The sequence below is a fragment of the Dactylosporangium sp. CS-033363 genome (assembly GCF_050942475.1).
GTDB lineage: Bacteria > Actinomycetota > Actinomycetes > Mycobacteriales > Micromonosporaceae > Dactylosporangium.
In genome coordinates this window covers 931155-951045 of the sequence record NZ_CP192032.1, presented here as the reverse complement: position 1 = coordinate 951045, position 19891 = coordinate 931155, and the positions used below count along the sequence as shown (strand labels likewise).

Genomic DNA, 19891 nt, shown 5'->3' with positions numbered 1-19891 from the left:
GGAGCCGTCGTTCCCCCGTTGTGAGGACCGGAATTAAGGAGATTTTTAAGAATTGCCGAAGCGCGGCATCCCGCCGAACTGCCGGTCGCCCGCGTCGCCGAGGCCCGGGACGATGAACATCTTCTCGTTCAGGTGGTCGTCGATCGCCGCCGTGACCAGGCGCATCGGCAGCCCGGAGTTGGCCAGGCGCTCGATGCCGGCCGGGGCCGCGAGCACGCACAGCACGGTGATGTCGGTCGCGCCGCGGTCGACCAGCAGCCGCACGCAGTGCTCCAGCGAGCCGCCGGTGGCCAGCATCGGGTCGAGGACCAGCACCGGGATGCCGGACAGGTCGCGGGGCAGCGACTCCATGTAGGCCCGCGGCTCGAAGGTGTGCTCGTCGCGCGCCAGCCCCACGAACCCCATGGACGACTCCGGCAGCAGCGCCAGGGCCGCGTCGGACATGCCCAGCCCGGCCCGCAGCACCGGCACGAGCAGCGGCGGGTTGGCCAGCCGGGTGCCCTCGGTGGTCGCGACCGGCGTCTTGACCGGGAACTGCTCGGTGGCGAACGAGCGCGCCGCCTCGTACACGAGCATCGTCGTGAGCTCGTGCAACGCGGCGCGGAACGCCCCGTTGTCGGTGCGCTCGTCACGCATCGCGGTCAGCCGCGACTTGGCCAGGGGGTGATCCACCACGAGTACGTCCACAAACAAGCAGCCTAGTATTTGGGACATGACCCTCACCGCCGAGGTCGCACGCTCACAAGGCGCGCTGCGGACCTTTCTGCACGGGCTGCCGGGAGTCGACCAGGTCGGCGCCGAACAGCGCGCCGCGATGCTGGGCACCCGGTCGATCAAGACGACGGCCAAGGCCCAGGCCCTCGACCTGGCGATCCGCATGGTGGACCTGACCACGCTGGAGGGCTCGGACACCCCGGGCAAGGTGCGCGCGCTGTGCGCCAAGGCGATCCGCCCCGACCCGGCCGACCCGAGCTGCCCGAGCGCGGCGGCCATCTGCGTGTACCCCGCGATGATCGCCACCGCCGCCGAGGCCCTGCGCGGGTCGAAGGTCCACCTGGCCAGCGTGGCCACCGCGTTCCCGTCCGGCCAGGCCCCGCGCGCGGTGAAGCTGGCCGACACCCGGGCCGCGGTCGCCGACGGCGCCGACGAGATCGACATGGTGATCTCCCGCGGCGCGTTCCTGTCCGGCCGCTACGCCGAGGTGCACGACGAGATCGCGGCGATCAAGGAGGCCTGCGGGCCGGCCCACCTCAAGGTCATCCTCGAGACCGGCGAGCTCGGCACGCTCGACAACGTGCGCCGGGCCTCCTGGCTGGCGATGCTGGCCGGGGCCGACTTCATCAAGACCTCCACCGGCAAGGTGCAGCCGGCCGCCACGCTCCCGGTCACGCTGGTCATGCTGGAGGCGGTGCGCGACTTCCGGGCGGAGACGGGCCGGATCATCGGCGTGAAGCCGGCCGGGGGCATCCGCACCGCCAAGGACGCCATCAAGTACCTCGTGATGGTCAACGAGACCGCCGGCCCCGACTGGCTGGACCCGGACCGGTTCCGCTTCGGCGCCTCCACGCTGCTCAACGACCTGCTCATGCAGCGGACCAAGCTTGCCACCGGCCAGTACAGCGGCCCCGACTACTTCACCCTGGACTAGCGATGGACTTCTCTTACGCCCCGGCGCCCGAGTCGCGCGCCATCGTCGACATCGCCTCGTCCTACGGGCTGTTCATCGGCGGCGAGTTCGTCGACGGCAAGGGCGAGCCGTTCAAGTCGATCAACCCGGCCAGCGAGGAGACCCTCGCCGAGATCGCCAACGCCGACGCGGCCGACGTCGACGCCGCGGTGAGCGCCGCCCGGCACGCCTACGACAAGGTCTGGGGACCGATGCCGGGGCGGGAGCGGGCGAAGTACCTGTTCCGGATCGCCCGGATCATCCAGGAGCGCGGCCGCGAGCTGGCCGTGCTGGAGTCGCTGGACAACGGCAAGCCGATCCGCGAGTCGCGGGACGTGGACATCCCGCTCGTGGCCGCGCACTTCTTCTACTACGCGGGGTGGGCGGACAAGCTCGGGTACGCCGGCTTCGGCCCCGACCCGCGCCCGCTCGGCGTGGCCGGCCAGATCATCCCCTGGAACTTCCCGCTGCTCATGCTGGCCTGGAAGATCGCCCCGGCGCTGGCCGCGGGGAACACGGTGGTGCTGAAGCCGGCCGAGACCACGCCGCTGACCGCGCTGCTGTTCGCCGACATCTGCCGGCAGGCCGAGCTGCCCCCGGGCGTCGTCAACATCATCACCGGGGCCGGGGACACCGGGCGGCTGCTGGTCGAGCACCCCGGGATCGACAAGGTCGCCTTCACCGGCTCGACCGAGGTCGGGCGGGCGATCGCGCGGGCGGTGGCCGGTACCGAAAAACGGGTGACCTTGGAGCTCGGCGGGAAGGCCGCGAACATCGTCTTCGACGACGCCGCCATCGACCAGGCGGTCGAGGGCGTCGTGAACGGCATCTTCTTCAACCAGGGCCACGTGTGCTGCGCGGGCTCGCGGCTGCTGCTGCAGGAGTCGATCGCCGAGGACTTCCTGGCCGCCCTCAAGCGCCGGATGGCCCAGCTGCGCGTCGGCGACCCGCTGGACAAGAACACCGACGTCGGCGCGGTCAACTCGGCCGCCCAGCTGGCCCGCATCCGGGAGCTGTCGGAGATCGGCGAGCAGGAGGGCGCCGAGCGCTGGTCGGCCCCGTGCGAGCTGCCCGACCGCGGCTTCTGGTTCGCCCCCACGATCTTCACCGGGGTGACCCAGGCGCACCGGATCGCCCGCGAGGAGATCTTCGGGCCGGTGCTGTCGGTGCTGACCTTCCGTACGCCCGACGAGGCGGTGGAGAAGGCCAACAACACGCCCTTCGGGCTCTCGGCCGGCGTCTGGACCGAGAAGGGCTCGCGGATCCTGCAGGTCGCGGACCGGCTCCGCGCCGGGGTCGTGTGGGCCAACACGTTCAACAAGTTCGACCCGACGTCACCGTTCGGCGGGTACAAGGAGTCGGGCTACGGCCGCGAGGGTGGCCGGCACGGGCTGGAGGCCTACCTTGAGCACTGAAGGCCGGCTGGCCGTCCGCAAGACGTACAAGCTCTTCATCGGGGGCGCGTTCCCCCGCAGCGAGTCGGGGAGGTCCTACCAGGTGCAGTCGACCTCGGGCGACTTCCTCGCCAACGCCGCGCTCGGCTCCCGCAAGGACGTCCGCGACGCCGTGAAGGCGGCGCGCGGGGCCGTGGCCAAGTGGTCGGGCGCGACCGCCTACAACCGCGGGCAGATCCTCTACCGGGTCGCCGAGATGCTGGAGGGGCGCCGGTCGCAGTTCGTCGAGGAGGTGGCGGCGGCGGAGGGCTCCGGCCCCGAGGTCGTCGACGCCGCGATCGACCGCTGGGTCTGGTACGCCGGGTGGGCCGACAAGATCGCGCAGGTGCACGGCGGGGCCAATCCGGTCGCCGGGCCGTACTTCAACCTCTCCGCCCCCGAGCCGACGGGCGTCGTCGGGATCGTCGCCCCCGCCGCCTCCTCGCTGCTGGGGCTGGTGAGCGTGATCGCGCCGGCCATCGTGACCGGGAACACCGCGGTCGTGCTCGCCTCGCCCGACCGCCCGCTGCCCGCCGTCACCCTGGCCGAGGTGCTCGCCACCTCCGACCTGCCCGGCGGGGTGGTCAACATCCTCACCGGGCAGCCGGCCGAGATGGCGCCCTGGCTCGCCGCGCACATGGACGTGAACGCCATCGACCTCACCGGTGTGACGGACACCACACTCGCGAAGGAGTTGGAGGCGGCCGCGGCGGAAAACCTGAAGCGGGTGATCCGCCCGAGCGACCCCGACTGGACCGGCGACCCCGGCATTTCCCGCATGCTGTCGCTGCTGGAGATCAAGACGGTCTGGCACCCCAAGGGGGTCTGACCGCCGCACAACGTGCACACTAGGGTGTTTTGTGCGCGAGGCCACACACGCCCTGGTGTGCCCGCACGCCGAGCCCGACTACGGAGGTCACAGTGGCCCGCCAGTCTTCCCGGTCTTCCCGGCCCGCTTCCTCGCGACCGGCCAAGCCCGAGCCGGTGGAGGAGGACGTCGAGGAAGTCGACGCGGTGGATGCCGAGACCGGAGTCGACGACGAGGTCGACACCGTCGAGGACGCCGACGACATCGTCGATGACGAGGACGCCGACGATGACGCCGACTTCGACGAGGAGGACGGCGGCAAGGAGCGCTCCGCTCAGGCCGACGCGATGTGGAACGACGTGCGCATGGAGCCCGTCGAGATCGCGCTGCCGAAGGGGGTCGGCTACACCCTGCGGGCGTACCGGCTCAACACGGAGCTGACGCCGACCGAGCTCGACGAGGAGGAGGACGACTTCGCGATCCTCCACCGCCGGTCGGACGAGGACGACGACGAGCGGGTCGTGATCCTCGAGAACGCGGAGCTGTTCGAGGACGAGCCGGAGCCGGCCGCCGTGGAAGCTTCATCGAAGCGTTCCCGGAAGAAGGACACGTCGACGGACTCTGCGGATTCTTCCTCTTCGGACGAATCGGACTCCACCGACTCCGCCGACTCCACCGACGCGCCGGTCGCCAAGAAGTCCTCGGCCAAGGCGGACTCCTCGGCCAAGTCGGATGACGACGAGCTCGACGACGAGGACGACGACGAGCTCACCGAGGCCGAAGAGGAAGAGGCGCTCGAGGCCGAGGCGGAGGAAGAGGAAGAAGAGGACGAGGAAGAGGAGGCGGAGCCCGAGGAGGTTCCGGCGTTCCTCTCCCACCGCGGCAAGCTGCTGCTCTTCCGCTCCGTCGAGGGCCTGGTCGAATACGTCAAGACCGACGGCGTCGAGAACGACCTGGTCCAGGTCGACACCTGGGAGAGCCTGAAGAAGCGGATCACCGTCGCCTCGGTGGTGCCGACCGACGAGAACCGCTACGAGCTCGACCTCGTGGTGGAGAACCTGCGCGGCGGCCAGGACGCCTGGGACACCGATCTGCTGCTCGCCGCGGGCGAGGCGGCGCGTGACCTTGCTTACGCCCTGCGCCTCGAGCCGGTCCGCACGGCCCTGTCCGCCGGCTCCCCCCTCGACGACCTCGACGAGGGCCTGCGAGCTGCGGCATCGGGCGGTGTGGGCGGGTTCTTCGCCAAGCGCCGGCTGAAGAAAATCGGGGCACAACAGGCAGCGCTGGGCTGGCGGACGATCATCGGCAAAATTTCTGCCGCCGTGGACTGGCGTGATTGATTTGTGACCGACAGGATCTAAGCCGTGGGCATTTTGGCACGGCGGGCCCGACCCGGCTCCTAGCCGGACGGGTGGCGACGGTGGACGACGATCAGCCAGCTCGGCAATCAACCGTTTCGGCTGATCGCGTCACCGGCCGTCAACCTGTTCACTAGAGGTCGTTCAGTTTGACCTGCGGCAACACATCGGCGGGGCGCCGGGACAGTCCCCGCCGACGTGACGAAAGCTCAACTGATGTCCCGAGAGGAGGACGACGCGGTGGCGCTCGTTCGGGTGTACTGCGGTCTGGCGTCGGCTGATCTCGCCGAGCCGCAGTCCGGTTCCGACATCTGGTTGACCGTCGCGGTCGTCGACGACGCCGGCCGACTCATCGACATCTGCGAAGTGAGCGACGACGCCGGCGGCTACGCCGAGCTCAGCGCTCTGCTGGCGCAGCGCTCCGGCGGTACCTCCGCCGTGGCGGTCGCGGCCGAGAGCGACGACCACGTCGTCACCCAGCTGCTCACCGCGGCGGGCCGCAACCTCGCGTTCACCGACGACGACTCGGCCGACGACTACGCCGAGCGCTTCGCCGACGACGAGTCGCCGGAGGAGATCCAGTCCAACGCGGCCGAGCGCCGCGCCGTCGGCCTCGCCCGCGCGCTGCAGGCCGGCGTCCTCTCCGCGGTCGGCCAGAGCCCGCCGCGCGACATGCTTCCCCTCAAGCCGGTCCTCGCCGCGCACGCCGCCGTCGTCTCCGGCCGGCAGAGCGCCGCGGCCACGCTGCGCGAGGTGCTCCGCGAGCTGTACCCGGCGGCCCTGCGCGCGTACCCGGACCCGGCCGAGACCATCCCGCTGGCCGTCCTCGACGCGCTGCCCGAGCCCGGAATACTGGGCGGGGGCGCCACCGGCCGCAAGGGCGACCAGGTCGTCATCGGTGAGCTGGCCAAGGCCGGCGTCGCCGACGCCGCGACGCTGGGCGAGGCCATCACCGCCCTGCGCGTCGCGATCGCCGAGACTCCCCGCCGCACCGGCGTCAACCGGGCCATGACCGCCGCGGTCGCCGAGACCATCCGGCAGTCCGTCGCGGCCGTGCGGGCCGGCGACGCCGCGGCCGCCGCGCTCGTCGCGGTGCTGGCCGAGAAGATGAGCCCGGCCGCCCACCGCACGCTGCCCAACCGGCAGCGCCCGGCCACGCCGCTGAGCCCGGCCGCCCCGCTGAACCAGCCGGCCCAGCCGCTGACCCCGGCCACCCCGCTCCGCCCGGCCACGGCCCTGCCGGAGAGCTCGCCGTCCCGCTCGCGGGCCGCCGCCGTCGCCTCCAACGCCCGCCCGGCCGCCGCGGCGAGCGACGCCATGCCGACCCGCACCCGCGCCTCGCGGGCCGCCGAGTCCGCGGGCCGCGTCGCCGAGACCGCCGCCCGCGCCGCCGAGGTGGCCCGGGCCGAGGAGTCCGCCGCCGCCCGCGCCACCGGCGGTCGCCGCCGCGCCCAGACCACGCCGAACATGCCGCTGCAGGCCCAGCCGCCCGTCGTGTCGGCCCCGCCGGCCGCGAGCCTGCCGGGCACCATCGGCTCCGCGCCCGCCGTCGTCTCCGGCCCGCCGGCCGTGATCTCCGCGCCGCCGGTCGTCTCGACGCCGCCCGGTTACGTGCCATCGGCGCCGCCGGCCTACGGGTCGGTCCCCTCGGCCCCGCCGGCCTACGGGTCGGTCCCCTCGGCCCCGCCGGCCTACGGCTCGGTGCCGTCAGGGCCGCCTGCCTACGGTTCGGTGCCCTCAGGGCCGCCCGCCTACGGGGTCACCTCGGCCCCGCCCGGCTACGCGCCCGCCTCGCACGCCGCACCGACGCCGCCGTACCAGCCGGCCGCCTACCAGGCGCCGACGCCGATGTACGCGCCCGCGCCGCCGGTGCCGCCGACGTACCAGGGTCAGCAGCCCACCCCGGCCTCGATGCAGTCGATCCCGGTCCCGCTGCAGCCCGCTCCCCCGCAGCCGACCCCGGTCGCGCCGCTGCCGGTGGCCCCGGCCCCGGTCGCCCCGCCGCCGGTCGCGCCGAGCCCGGTGATCCCGCCGCAGCCGACGTCGACGAACAACGAGCCGCAGTTCACCTCGCTGATGCCGTCGCCCCCGCCGGGGATCGCCCCGCTGATCGGCGGGCACGAGCACCACGAGATGCCGCGCTTCGACTCGTACGGCTTCGACCCGCTGGCCGGCATGCCCCCGGCCCCGCCGATCACGCCCGCCGCGCCCACCTCGGGCGGCGGCCTGGACGGTGGCCCGCGCCTGAGCGACCTCAGCGCGCTGGGCGAGCCCCCGACGCTGTCGCGCTGGGCGCAGGGCTCGGCGGACGCGCCGACCACGGAGACCTCGGCCGCGGCGTACAAGTTCGGCGCCGACCCGCTCGCCTCCGCCTCGGAGCTGAGCAGCCTGCCGAAGCTGAGCGACATCCCGCAGCCGCCGGACTTCTCGGCTCTGGACGCGACGATCGAGTCGACGTCGGGGTCGCTGAGCGCCTCGGGCACTCCGCGCCGTGAGCCCCGGACCTCGGCCGCTTCCTCGGCTTCTTCCTCTTCCTCCTCGACCGACGCTTTCGGCTCGCGGTCGTCGGCTACCGACGCCCTCGGCTCGCGGTCGTCGGCCGCTGACGCGCTGGGTTCGCGCAGCGCGGCTTCGGACGCGCTGAGTTCGTTCGGCTCCGGGGAGTTCCCGCCGCTCAACGGCGACCGCTCGACCCGGTCCCGGGCCGAGTCCGGCGCGGCGGCCGCCTCCGCGGGGCTCTCCCGCGCCGAGCGGCGGGCCGAGCGCGACCGCGCCGAGCAGGCCGCGGCCGAGCAGGCCCGCGGCGGTTCGCGGCACGCCGACCGCGCCCAGGACGAGGAGCCGGCCCGCAGCGAGCGCGCCCGCACCGAGATCCCGCGCACGTCGCGTACCGAGATTCCGCGTACCGAGAGTCCCCGCTCCGAGCTTCCCCGGACCGAGGTTTCCCGCACTGAGATTCCCCGCACTGAGATTCCCCGTTCTGAGCGGGCCCGCACCGAGATCCCCCGCTCCGACCGCGGCCGCACCGAGATCCCGCGCAGCGAGCGGTCCCGCACGGCCGAGCGCCACGTCGAGCTGCCCCGCCAGCGCGAGGGCCGCGTGCCCCCGCCGTGGCAGACCGGCGAGCTTCCGGTCGAGCCGGCCGGCCTGCGCCTGGTCGAGCCCGCCCCGGTCGCCGACCCCGCGCTCAGGGGCGGCTACTCGGACGAGCTCAGCGGGGAGTACAGCGGCGAGTTCCGCTTCGAGCCCCCGGCCCTGCGCCTGGTCGACTCGGAGCGCCCGGCCGAGCGCGCCACCGCCCGCAGCACCGGCGCCGGCCGCAGCCGCCGCGCCCAGGCCGCCGAGCGGGACGCCGCCCCGAAGCAGCCCGACGAGGGCGACGGCGACCTGCTGATCTTCGCGGCCGCCCGCTCGGCCTGGTTCACCGACTGGGACGCCGACGAGGCCACCGGCGAGACCCAGGCCCCGAACCCGAGCTGGGAAAACTCGAACGACCAGGCCTGGCAGGCGGCCCAGCGCGCGGCCGCCCCGCAGATCGGCGACGAGACCAGCACGGGCCTCCCGCGCCGCGTACCGCAGCAGAACCTGGTCCCCGGAGCCCCGGTCAACGCCAACCCGGAGCGCCCGCTGCGCATCGTCCGCGACGCCGCCCAGATCGCCGCCCACACCACGGGCTACTTCCGCGGCTGGCGCCGGGGCCAGGAGGTCGGCGGCTTCTCAGTCGGCGGCCGCCCGGGCCGCGAGTCCGCCGGCGGCTGGGACTTCAGCCGCGAGGCGAGCCGCGACTACCAGGAGCGCGAGTACGAGTACCGCTCCGCGCGCCGCTAGAAGCTCGCTCCTCCACACAACGCACACGAAGAGGGCCGCTCCCACCGGGGGCGGCCCTTTCCGTGGTCGGCGCCACGAACCGACCGGCGCCACGGACCCACCTGCGTCACGGACCGAACGGCGCCACGGGACCGACCAGCGCCACGGGACCCACCGGCGTCACGGGACCTCACCGGCGCTGCGAGTAGCGATGACCGCCACCGTTCACAACGACGCCCCGGTCCGCCGTCCACGCGCCGACGCGCGGGTCCGCCGTCCACGCCGAGGTCCGGTCCGCAGTCCACGCAGTCCACGCCTTCGCCGCAGTCCACGCCTTCGCCGCAGTCCACGCCTTCGCCGCGGTCCAGGTCGGCGCCGCGGTCCAGGTCAGCGCCGCGGTCCAGGTCAGCGCCGCGGTCCAGGTCAGCGCCGCGAGCAGTCGTCAGCGCCGCGGCTTCCCGTCGGCGCCGCAGGGTTTCTCCGCCGGGACCCGGTCGCTGTCAGCGCCCGGCGCGAGTAGCGGGGGCGCGGGCGGCGGGCGGCGGGCGGCGGCGACTTGGGTAGGCGACGGCAAGCAGCGGGCGACGGTGAAGCGTGTGGTTCCCAGCGCCGCTCGACGGCTCCCGGCGACGCGGGCGGGTTGCCCGGCAGATGCGTGTGTCGACTCGCGCGCGAATGCGCGTGCAGACGCCCTGTGCGCCCCGCAGCAGCCTCAGAACGCCTCAGAGCACCACGAGTGCCCAAACGCCCCTGAAATCGCTCAGCGAGGCTCAGAAACGGAACCGCAGCGTTCCGCACCGGGGTGAACACGCAGCGTCATAGCCACCAACGCAGAAGCGCACCGCGCGTCCCCTAGGGTCGCTCGGTGCGCTTCCACTGCTTGAGTGGGGTGTAGCGGCGGTGCGTGTGAAGTTTTAGGCCGGCGCGGTGGCGCGGGTCCGGCGCATCGACAGCACGTACTCGACCAGCGAGATGAGTACGTTCTTGGTCGACTCGCGGGAGCGCGCGTCGCACGACACCACGGGGACGTCGCTCGAGATCGCGAGCGCCTCCCGGACGTCGTCGGCGTTGTGGTACTGCACGCCGTCGAAGCAGTTGATGGCCACCAGGTACGGCAGCCGCCGGTGCTCGAAGAAGTCGATCGCGGCGAAGCAGTCGGCCAGACGCCGGGTGTCCACCATGACGACGGCACCGATGGCGCCCCGCACGAGCTCGTCCCACATGAACCAGAACCGCGTCTGGCCCGGGGTACCGAACAGGTACAGGATCAGGTCCCGGTCGATCGAGATACGACCGAAGTCCATCGCGACCGTGGTCGTCGTCTTGCCGGGCACATTGCGGGTGTCATCCACACCGACACCGGCGGAGGTCATGATGGCCTCGGTGGTCAGCGGCGTGATCTCCGAGACCGAGCCGACCAGTGTGGTCTTGCCCACGCCGAAACCGCCGGCGATGACGATCTTCGCTGACGTGACCCGCCCTGGGCGGTGCGCCACGTCAGAGCCTCCGAAGTCCACTCAGCACCCTCTCAAGCAGTTCTGTGCCCACCGACTCGTTTTCGTCGAGCGAGGTCGGCTCGTACACCGCGACCAGTCCGTCCGCAGCCATGTCCGCCACGATGACGCGGGCGACACCCAGCGGGAGCTGCATGCGCGCCGCGATCTCGGCGAGGGACTGCAGGCGCCCGTCGCAAAGCGTTGAAATGTATTGCTGCTCCTGGCCGTGAGCACCACCCGGCCGGGTATTGGCCGCCCGGCCACGCACGGTGGTCTCGACCAGCGCCTCGATCGCAATCTCCAGCTTGGGCCGGGTGCGACCTCGGGTGACGGCGTACGGCCTTACCAACGCGCCCGTTGGCTCATCGCGTTCGGCCATGTTCGCCGTTCACCTCCTCACTCGTCGGGCCTCGTAAGCAGCCACTGAGTATGTCGTTAGCAGCCAATGGATACCAACTAATGGATAGTGCTCTGTCACCTAGTTCAGCTTCAGCCGAGCATCGAGGCCGTTGGGCGGGGCGGCGGCGTGAGAGCGTCACCGACCCGGTCGACCAGCAATGCCATTTCGTAGCCGACCTGGCCGACGTCGCAGGCGCGGGCCGCGAGGACCGCGAACGACGAACCGTCGGAGATCGACATGAGGAACAGAAAGCCATTGTCCATTTCGACCACAGTCTGCAGCACGGCCCCGCCCTCGAAGCAGCGGGATGCGCCCTGGGTCAGGCTGACCAGGCCGGAAGCGATCGCGGCAAGCTGATCACCACGGTCGCGCGGCAGGTCGCGAGAAGCAGCCAACAGCAGACCGTCCGCCGAGACGGCGACCGCGTGGGCGACCCCCGGCACTCGGTCCGCGAAGTTGGCGAGCAGCCAACCGAGATCCTGCGTAGATGTCATGCCTCTTGCTCCTTGCCAACCTGCGAGTTTTGAGGCCCGGCCGAAGTCGGCTCAGGGGTTTTCGAGTCGTCGGACCGCGTGCGGCCGCGCTGAACGCCTCGGTGGTACGCCGACAACAGACCGCGCACGGATTCCGGCGTCCGCTTGTGCGCAGCGGCGGGGTTCTTTTCGACCCCACCTGGAACCAACTGCGACATCGGCACGCGCTTGGGCAAACCCATGTCGGTCGTCGTGAATTCCTGCGCTTCGGCGATTGCCGCAGCCGCTTGCCATCCTTCGTCTGCCGCAGTGTGCCAGTTTACTGCCGAACCGCTCGACGCCCGGTCGGCCGAACCTCGCGAAGGTTCACCCGGAGTGCGGGTTTCAAATCGCTGCGGCGGGACGTATGGGGACGGCGCCTCGCTGTAGGTCACCTCGACCGGCCGCTGGCCGGAAGACGGCGGCTGAGCTGCGGCCGGAGCCGAAGCCGGGGCCGCCGCGGCCGCGGAGGCCGGGGGCGTGAGGTCCTCCAGGGGCTGCCGCTTGGTGGTGAACCAGGCGGACTCCAGCTCCCGGAAGATCGGCAGTTCCATCGTCTCGTCGACGAAGCGCTGCCGGGTGTCCGGTGCTTCGCTCTCCCCCGGCGCCGGGTCCCAGTCGAGCCGGACGCGCGGAATCTCCGCGGTCATGTCGACCGGCGCGTACGGCTCCGGCTGCGGCGCGGGCCGCTGCTGCGGCTCGGCAGCGGCCGGCGGCCACGGCGACGGGGCGGGTGCGGGCGGGGTGGCCAGACCGTTCTGGGCGGCCGGGGCGTCGTCGTAGGCGCCGCCGAAGCCGGGCCGCTGCCGCGGGATCGGGCCGCTCACCTCTTCGGCGTCGGTCACCTCCGCGAGCTCGTCCTCGGACGGCCAGGCCTCGTTCGCGCGGCGCTGCGGCAGCGGTCCGAGCCGGCCCGAGCCGCCGGGGGCGTCCTCGCGGTCCCGGCGGTAGTCGTCCTGCCCGGAGACGTCGCCGACGCCGGTGAGGTCGGACCAGGCCGGCAGGGCGCGGCCGCCGCCGTTGCGCTCGGGCGCCCGCTCGCTGCGGTCGAAGCCGCCCGTGTCCCGGTCGGGGTCGCGGCGGAAGCCGCCGGTGTCACCGCGGCGGAACCCGTCGGCGTCGCCGCGGCGGAACTGCTCGCCCGTGTCGCCCCGGCGGAACCCGCCGGTGTCACCGCGCCGGAAGCCGCTGTCGTCGCCGAAGCCACCGCCCGCGGGCGGAAGCGACGGGCGGGCCGGCGGCGCGGGCGGAGCCGGGCGCGGCGGGGTGCCGTTGGCGAAGCCGTTGACGGTCGGGCGCTCGCCCGTGCCGTTGCTGCGGTCCGGTCGCTCGGGGCGGTCCCCGCCGAACAGGCCGCTGCTGGTCAGGGTGCCGAAGCGCGGGCCGCCACCGTTGCCGGGGCCATTGCCGGGGCCGCCCTGCGGGCCGGTGCCGGCGCCCGCGAAGCCGCCGAAGCCGCCCGGCGTCGGGCCGCTCTCCAGCGCCAGCGGCGAGGCGAGCGGGGAGCGCGGGGCCGGGGTCGACGGGATCGGCCGGGCCTGCACGACGTCGTTGGGGCCGACCGCTGGCATGCCGGCGGACGGCATCCCGGGGCCGCCGCGCCCGGCGAGTGCCCGCGGCACGAGCACGCCGGCCGGCAGCGTCATGTCGGCGATGGTGCCGCGCTCGCGCGCCGCCCGCAGCTCGACCTTGACGCCGTGCCGGGCGGCCAGCCGCGCGACCACGACCAGGCCCATCATCCGGGAGACGGCCACGTCGACCATCGGCGGATTGGCGAGCCGGTCGTTGAGCTCGGCCAGCTGCTCGGGCGAGATGCCGATGCCGTGGTCCTCGACCAGCAGCGCGGCGCGGTCGCCGACGCGGCGGGCCTCCACGATGACGGCCGAGTCCGGCGGCGAGAACGCCGTCGCGTTGTCCAGCAGCTCGGCGACCAGGTGGACCATGTCGTTCACCGCGTGGGCGGCGATCTCGATGTCCCGGTCGATCATGCCGAACTCGATGCGCGTGTAGTGCTCGACCTCGGACTGCGCGGCGCGCAGCACGTCCATGAACGGGGCCGGCTCGCGCTGGATGCGCGTGGAGTCGGCGCCCGCGAGGACCAGGAGGTTCTCGTCGTTACGGCGCATCCGGGTGGCCAGGTGGTCGAGCTGGAAGAGCTCGGCCAGTCGGTCCGGGTCCTCCTCGCCGCGCTCCAGCCGGTCGAGGTGACCGATGAGCCGGTCGACCAGGATCTGGGAGCGGCGGGCGAGGTTGACGAACATGGTCGCGACGCTGGCCCGCAGGGCGGCCTGCTCGGCCGCGGTGCGCACCGCCTCGAGGTGAACCGCGTTGAACGCCTCGGCCACCTGGCCGAACTCGTCGCGGCTGCGGATCGGCAGCGGCTCGGCGATCTGCAGGGCCAGCTGGTGCGGCGACATCTGCGTGGCCAGGGCCGGGTCGCGCAGTCGCTGCACCGCCTGGGGCAGGCCGAACTGGGCGACCGTGAGCGCGCCGTGGCGCAGTTCGCGCAGCGAGCGGGCCATCGACCGGGCCACGATCCAGGCGAAGAGGATCGCCAGGAGCAGCATGCCCAGCAGCGCGCCGGCGGTGACGAGCACCCGGCGCTGCAGGTCGTTGCGGGCGACCGTGGCGCTGTCGATGTTGTGGTCGTCGAACTCGATCTCGATGCCCCGCAGCAGGTTCGCCTTGTTGATCATGGCGTTGTCCCACGCGGTGGCGGTGAAGATGTCGCCCGGCAGCGCCTCGGTGGTCAGCGGGCCGAGCACACCCTCGAAGGTGGCGGCCTCTTTGAGGTCCGAGCCGGAGCGCTTCTTGTCGAACAGGTCGCGGTGCCACGGCTGGGAGTTGGTGCGGAACTGCTCCTCCGCCTGCTCCTGACCGGTCAGCGCGGACTGGAACTCCTTGCGCAGCTGCGGCGTGAACGCCTTCGTCGTGAGCGCCCGGATGCCGACGACCCGCTCGAGGGCCACCTGCTCCTTCATCTCCGAGATGGCGGCGGCGGCGCGCATGTCGGCGCCCAGCGACGGGTTGTTGGACAGCTCGGCCGCGCTGTCGCGGATGCCGAGCAGGTCGTCGACCAGCGACTTGTACCGCGCGACGACCGTGCTGGCCAGGATGTCCTTGCTGCCCTCGCTGATCTGCTTGCGCATCTGCGGCAGGTCCTGCAGCTGCGTGTCGATCGAGGCGAGCTGCTTGCGGAAGTCCTCGGGCGGGTCGGCGAGCCCGGACCGGGTGAGCCGGTAGTCCTTGGCGGCGTCGTCCGTCTTCTGGGTCTGCCGCTCGAAGACGCTGCGGGCCTCGACGGCCGCGTCGGTGTTGAGCTGGCCGAGCAGCATGGCCGCGTTGGCCCGCTCGTTCTGCAGCTCGTGCACGAGGGCGGAGGACTGAGCCGACAGGCCGGAGAGGGTGCGGGCCCGGTCGGCGTCGTTGGCGTCGCCGATGTTGCCGACGAGACCGTTGGTGCCGACCACGATCGTCGCGATGATCGGGACAATCATGATCAGACCGAGCTTGGACCAAATTGGCAGGTCTCGGAGCCGGCCGATGGGGAACCGCAGACGCGACGAGACCGGCTCCCGCGTCGATGGCCGTTTGCTCACTTCACCGCCCTCCGAACCGGCGCCTTGTGGAACAGCAGGCACCCGCGACCGGCCGACCCTACTGGGCCAGACCCACGAGATTCCACCATGTCCCGTGCCAAGAAGAAAGCCCAGGTATCCCGCTGTGCATTATGTGCAACACTGGAGCCAATGTCCGTTTTAAAGGCATTCATACAGGTTCACCCGATACACCCAGATGATCGACGCCGACAAATCCGGACATCACGTGAGCTTGGCGTACGCCGGCTTGATGACGTCGTTGATCAACGCCAGGCGCTCGTCGAACGGAATGAACGCGCTCTTCATCGCATTCACCGTGAACCACTGCAATTCCGCCCAGCCGTACCCGAACGCCTCCACCAGCAGCGCCATCTCCCGCGACATGCTGGTGCCGCTCATCAGCCGGTTGTCGGTGTTCACGGTCACCCGGAAGCGCAGGTCACGCAGCAGCCCGATGGGGTGCTCGCGGATCGAGGGGGCCGCCCCGGTCTGCACGTTGGACGACGGGCACAGCTCCAGCGGGATGCGCTTGTCGCGCACATACGCGGCGAGCCGGCCGAGCGAGTTGTCAGCGCCGATGTCGTCGACGATCCGCACGCCGTGCCCGAGCCGGTCGGCGCCGCACCACTGCAGGGCCTGCCAGATGGACGGAAGGCCGAACGCCTCGCCGGCGTGAATGGTGAAATGTGAGTTCTCGCGCTGGAGGTACTCGAACGCGTCCAGATGCCGGGTGGGCGGGAATCCGGCCTCGGCGCCGGCGATGTCGAAGCCGACGACCCCGGCATCGCGGTACCGGATGGACAGCTCGGCGATCTCCATCGAGCGCGCCGCGTGCCGCATGGCGGTGAGCAGCGTGCCGACCCGGATCGGGGTGCCCTGGGCGGCCGCCTCGGCCGAGCCGGCCCGGAAGCCGTCCAGCACCGCCTCCACGACCTCGGGCAGCGTGAGCCCGCCCTCCAGGTGCTGCTCGGGCGCGTAGCGGACCTCGGCGTACACCACCCCGTCGGCCGCCAGGTCCAGCGCGCACTCGCGGGCCACCCGGTGCAGCGCGTCCGCGGTCTGCATCACCGCGACGGTGTGGGCGAACGTCTCCAGGTAGCGCTCCAGCGACCCGGAGTCCGCCGCGGCGACGAACCACTCGCCCAGCCCCTCGGGTGTGGCGGCGGGCAGCTCGTGGCCGATCCCGGCCGCGAGATCGAGGATCGTGGCGGGGCGCAGGCCCCCGTCCAGGTGGTCGTGGAGCAGGGCCTTGGGCGCGCGACGGATCTCGTCGAATGTGGGTGCAGCCATGGAACGACACTAGTGGTGTGCAACCGTCCGTCATCACACATCTGCGGTGTCCCGTCTGCCGCGGTCCCTTCGCCGCGGCCGAGCGGGCGCTGCGGTGCCCGCAGGGCCACTCGTTCGACATCGCCCGGCAGGGGTACGTCGACCTGACCGCCGGCCGCCCCGCCCACACCGGCGACACGGCCGAGATGGTCGCCGCCCGGGAGGCCCTGCTCGCCGCCGGTCACTTCGCCGCCCTGACCGACGCCGTGCGGGAGGCCGTCGCCCGGGAGGAGCCGGGCCCGGTCGTCGAGGTCGGCGCCGGCACCGCGCACTACCTCGCCGCCGCGCTCGGCCCCGGCGAGGTGGGCCTGGCCATCGACACTTCAAAGCCCGCGCTCAAGCGGGCGGCGCGGGCGAGCGAGCGCATCGGCGCCGTCCGGGCCGACATCTGGCAGGGCCTGCCGATCGCCGATCAGTCCGCCGCGGTCGTCCTCGACGTGTTCGCCCCCCGCTCGGGCGCCGAGTTCGCCCGCGTCCTGCGCCCCGGCGGCGCTCTGGTGGTGGCCACCCCCGCCGCCGGTCACCTGGCCGAGCTGGTCGACGCCCTCGGCCTGATCCGCGTCGATCCGGCCAAACAGGAGCGACTGCACAAAAGCCTGGATCCCCATTTCGTACCGTCGAATGCCCGCAACATCCGCGCGCCCCTGACCCTGAGCCGAGCCGACGCCCTCGCCCTCGTCGCCATGGGCCCCAGCGCCTGGCACACCGACCCCGGCGCGATCAAGCAGGCGCTGGAGACAATGCGGGAGCCGATCGCCGCCCACCTGGACGTCGACCTCACCGTGTGGCGCACCCGTTAGATCGTCAGATCGACCTGCTCCCAGCTCGGCGGCTCCCCGTGGTACGGCCCGCTGAACACCACCGCCCACTCCAACGCCCACCGCCGCTGCCCCGCCTGCCACGCCTCCAGCTGTCCCGGCAGCGGCAGCCCCGAGCGCGCGCACTCCTGCAGCGACCACGCCAGGCAGTAATACAGGTCGAGCTGCGCGGCCGCGGCCGGCGCCGAGCGCGGGGCGACCAGGGTCCGCCGCCGCCACGCCGCGAACGGCTCCCCCGCGGCCAGGTTGGGCAGCCGCTCCGCCAGCTCCTCGGGCGCGCCGCGCAGCGGGTCCAGGTCCAGCGCGATACCCAAGAGCCAGGCCAGCGCGAACAGGGCCTCCACGTGCCCGGCGAACACCCGGTCCTCGCCCACCCCGTCGGCCACGAACGCCCACTCCGGCGGCGTGAGCCGGTCGACCAGCCGCGCCTCGGCGAGCCACTGCACCCCGAGCTCCGGCGGCATGCCGCGGGCCCGGGCGAGCAGCACGTTGAGGCACGCGGCCCGGGCCTCGATATCGGGCCCGGGTCGCAGGTCGATCTGGTCCCCCGGCTCCCAGACCAGCGGGAAGTCGGGCGGGGGAAGGGGGAGCCGCAGGCGGTGCAGCTCCTCGAGGCTCGCCTCCCGCACCCGCTGCGGATCCGGCGCCGTGGTGCTCACCCGCGCACAATAACCGCCCGTTCGGGCGGCCTGCGCATCAGGAGATCCGGTCGAGGATCAAGGGTCGTTTCGCCGGCGGTACGTCGGCCAGCGTCACCGCGCCGCGGGCCACTTCCAGCGCCGCGGGCAGCTTGGCCGCGTCCTCGGCGCGCAGCTCCATGATGACGTCGCCGGCGTGCACCGGGTCGCCGGGCTTGCGGTGCAGGATGATCCCGGCCGAGGCGCTGACCGGGTCCTCCTTGCGGGCGCGGCCGGCACCGAGGCGCCAGGCGGCCACCCCGACCGCGTACGCGTCCAGCTCGGCCACGAACCCGTCGGAGCCCGCGGTGATGGTCTCCACCTCGTTCGCCACCGGCAGCGGGGCGCTCGGGTCGCCGCCCTGGGCCCGCACGAGGCTGCGCCAGGAGTCCATGGCCCGGCCGCTGGCGATCGCGGCCTGCGGGTCGGCGTCGCCGAGGCCGGCCGCGTCGAGCATCTCCCGGGCCAGGGCCAGGGTCAGCGTCACGATGTCCTGCGGGCCGCCGCCGGCCAGCACCTCCAGGGACTCCTCGACCTCGACCGAGTGCCCGACGGTGCGCCCGAGCGGGGCGTTCATGTCGGTGAGCAGGGCGACCGTGGTCACGCCGTGCGCCTTGCCCAGCTCCACCATGGTGCGGGCCAGCTCGCGGGCGTCGGCGACCTCGCGCATGAACGCGCCCGAGCCGAACTTCACGTCGAGCACCAGCGCGGACGTACCCTCGGCGATCTTCTTGCTCATGATCGAACTCGCGATGAGCGGGATCGCCTCGACGGTCCCCGTCACGTCCCGCAGCGCGTAGAGCTTGCGGTCGGCGGGGGCCAGGCCCTCCCCCGCGGCGCAGATCGCTGCGCCGACCGTGCGCAGCTGCTCGGTGAACTCCTCGTTGGAGAGCTTGGTGCCGAAGCCGGGGATGGCCTCCAGCTTGTCCAGCGTCCCGCCGGTGTGGCCCAGCCCGCGGCCCGACAGCTGCGGCACGGCGGCCCCGCACGCGGCCACGAGCGGCGTCAACGGCAGCGTGATCTTGTCCCCGACCCCGCCGGTGGAGTGCTTGTCGACCGTCGGCCGGCCGACCTTGGACAGGTCCAGCCGCTCCCCGGAGGCGATCATGGCCGCCGTCCAGCGGGCGATCTCCCGCCCGGTCATGCCGTTGAGCAGGATGGCCATCGCGAGCGCGGACATCTGCTCGTCGGCCACCTCGCCGCGGGTGTACGCGGCGACGACCCAGTCGATCTGCTCGTCGCTCAGCGTGCCCTTGTCGCGCTTGGCACGAATGACGTCCACCGCCGCGAAGCTCATCGACTGCTCCAGTCCTGTTCGATGCCGGCCGGCCGAGGGGTGTCCCCGGCCCAGCTGGCGGTGCCCTGTGCGTCGACGACCACGACCCGGGGGGTGCGGATGCGACCCCAGTCGACGGCCTCGGCGGCGGTGGTGAAGATCGGGCCCTCCTCGAGGATGCCCGCGGGCTCGTCCTCGCCGGTGCCCGAGGAGCGTTCCCAGTACGACGTCCACACCTGGCGGCCGTCGGCGATGTCGGGATGCACGAAGACCGTCCCGCTGCCGACCTTCAGAGCCAGCGCCGCCGGTACCGTCGGATGCCCTTCGCTTTCCCGCTCGTGAATCCGGATCAGGTCGGCGTCGTCGAACGCGTGCGGCAGGAGCGCCGACATCGGCAGCGGCCCGCTCGCGTGGTCGATGAGCAGCGCCGCCCCGCCGTGCTCCCACAGCAGCTGCCGGCACCGGCCGCACGGCATGAGCGGCCGGCCGTCGGCGTCGACGCAGGCCAGCGCCACGAGCCGGCCGCCGCCGGTCACCTGCAGGCTGGAGACCAGGCCGCACTCCGCGCACAGGCCGATGCCGTAGGAGGCGTTCTCGACGTTGCAGCCGACGACCACCCGCCCGTCGTCGACCAGCGCGGCGGCGCCGACCGGGAACTTGGAGTACGGCGCGTACGCCCGTTCCATGGCCGAGACCGCCGCACTGCGCAGCG

At 72.7% G+C, this 19891-nt stretch carries 15 protein-coding genes; 6 read left to right on the top strand and 9 right to left on the bottom strand.

Annotation, left to right across the window (positions count from 1 at the left end):
- Window positions 1-45 precede the first annotated feature (45 nt).
- The gene (gene upp / locus ACQPZ4_RS04460; RefSeq protein WP_433056392.1) at window positions 46-687 is read right to left on the bottom strand and encodes a uracil phosphoribosyltransferase; all 642 of its coding nucleotides are present in this window, start codon (window positions 685-687) and stop codon (window positions 46-48) included.
- Between the two features lie 25 nt (window positions 688-712).
- On the opposite strand from upp, the gene deoC reads away from it, so the two are divergent.
- From deoC to ACQPZ4_RS04435, 5 genes are all read left to right on the top strand, one after another.
- A complete protein-coding gene (gene deoC, locus ACQPZ4_RS04455) occupies window positions 713-1648 on the top strand; it encodes a deoxyribose-phosphate aldolase (protein ID WP_433056390.1) in 936 nt (311 codons plus the stop codon).
- A 2-nt stretch (window positions 1649-1650) separates the two neighbouring features.
- Complete coding sequence (locus ACQPZ4_RS04450; RefSeq protein ID WP_433056388.1) at window positions 1651-3081, top strand: aldehyde dehydrogenase family protein; 1431 nt, start codon at window positions 1651-1653, stop codon at window positions 3079-3081.
- On the top strand, window positions 3071-3928 hold the full coding sequence (locus ACQPZ4_RS04445; protein WP_433056387.1) for an aldehyde dehydrogenase family protein: 858 nt from the start codon (window positions 3071-3073) through the stop codon (window positions 3926-3928). Before ACQPZ4_RS04450 ends, ACQPZ4_RS04445 begins: the two co-directional genes overlap by 11 nt.
- Before the next feature lie 155 nt (window positions 3929-4083).
- On the top strand, window positions 4084-5247 hold the full coding sequence (locus ACQPZ4_RS04440; protein ID WP_433056385.1) for a DNA primase: 1164 nt from the start codon (window positions 4084-4086) through the stop codon (window positions 5245-5247).
- A gap of 234 nt (window positions 5248-5481) precedes the next feature.
- Window positions 5482-9093, top strand: a complete 3612-nt coding sequence (locus ACQPZ4_RS04435; RefSeq protein ID WP_433056383.1) for a hypothetical protein — start codon at window positions 5482-5484, stop codon at window positions 9091-9093.
- An 893-nt stretch (window positions 9094-9986) separates the two neighbouring features.
- Here the strand turns inward: ACQPZ4_RS04435 and ACQPZ4_RS04430 are convergent.
- The 5 genes from ACQPZ4_RS04430 to ACQPZ4_RS04410 all read right to left on the bottom strand — a co-directional run bounded on the left by ACQPZ4_RS04430 (window position 9987) and on the right by ACQPZ4_RS04410 (window position 16369).
- On the bottom strand, window positions 9987-10589 hold the full coding sequence (locus ACQPZ4_RS04430; protein ID WP_345124326.1) for a GTP-binding protein: 603 nt from the start codon (window positions 10587-10589) through the stop codon (window positions 9987-9989).
- Window positions 10570-10947, bottom strand: coding sequence for a DUF742 domain-containing protein (locus ACQPZ4_RS04425; protein WP_345124324.1), 378 nt, complete (start codon window positions 10945-10947; stop codon window positions 10570-10572). The genes ACQPZ4_RS04430 and ACQPZ4_RS04425 overlap by 20 nt, the downstream gene beginning before the upstream one ends.
- Window positions 10948-11057: 110 nt before the next feature.
- Entirely contained in the window at window positions 11058-11462 is a 405-nt protein-coding gene (locus ACQPZ4_RS04420) for a roadblock/LC7 domain-containing protein (protein WP_033358336.1), read from the bottom strand.
- The gene (locus ACQPZ4_RS04415) at window positions 11459-14977 is read right to left on the bottom strand and encodes a sensor histidine kinase (protein WP_433056381.1); all 3519 of its coding nucleotides are present in this window, start codon (window positions 14975-14977) and stop codon (window positions 11459-11461) included. Before ACQPZ4_RS04415 ends, ACQPZ4_RS04420 begins: the two co-directional genes overlap by 4 nt.
- A gap of 324 nt (window positions 14978-15301) precedes the next feature.
- Complete coding sequence (locus ACQPZ4_RS04410) at window positions 15302-16369, bottom strand: adenosine deaminase (protein ID WP_433056379.1); 1068 nt, start codon at window positions 16367-16369, stop codon at window positions 15302-15304.
- Here ACQPZ4_RS04410 and ACQPZ4_RS04405 point away from each other — a divergent pair.
- Window positions 16354-17208 carry a putative RNA methyltransferase gene (locus ACQPZ4_RS04405; RefSeq protein ID WP_433056377.1) on the top strand — a complete coding sequence of 285 codons (855 nt, stop codon included), beginning with the start codon at window positions 16354-16356 and terminating at the stop codon, window positions 17206-17208. The two genes, ACQPZ4_RS04410 and ACQPZ4_RS04405, sit on opposite strands and share 16 nt — an antisense overlap.
- Here ACQPZ4_RS04405 and ACQPZ4_RS04400 read toward each other — a convergent pair.
- From ACQPZ4_RS04400 to ACQPZ4_RS04390, 3 genes are read right to left on the bottom strand one after another with little or no spacing between them, the layout of a single operon-like run.
- Window positions 17205-17885: a DUF4272 domain-containing protein gene (locus tag ACQPZ4_RS04400; protein ID WP_433056375.1), complete on the bottom strand. Its 681-nt coding sequence runs from the start codon at window positions 17883-17885 to the stop codon at window positions 17205-17207. The genes ACQPZ4_RS04405 and ACQPZ4_RS04400 overlap by 4 nt on opposite strands.
- A gap of 37 nt (window positions 17886-17922) precedes the next feature.
- Complete coding sequence (locus tag ACQPZ4_RS04395) at window positions 17923-19200, bottom strand: thymidine phosphorylase (protein ID WP_433056373.1); 1278 nt, start codon at window positions 19198-19200, stop codon at window positions 17923-17925.
- Entirely contained in the window at window positions 19197-19865 is a 669-nt protein-coding gene (locus ACQPZ4_RS04390) for a cytidine deaminase (RefSeq protein WP_433066229.1), read from the bottom strand. The genes ACQPZ4_RS04395 and ACQPZ4_RS04390 overlap by 4 nt, the downstream gene beginning before the upstream one ends.
- Between the last annotated feature and the right edge of the window lie 26 nt (window positions 19866-19891).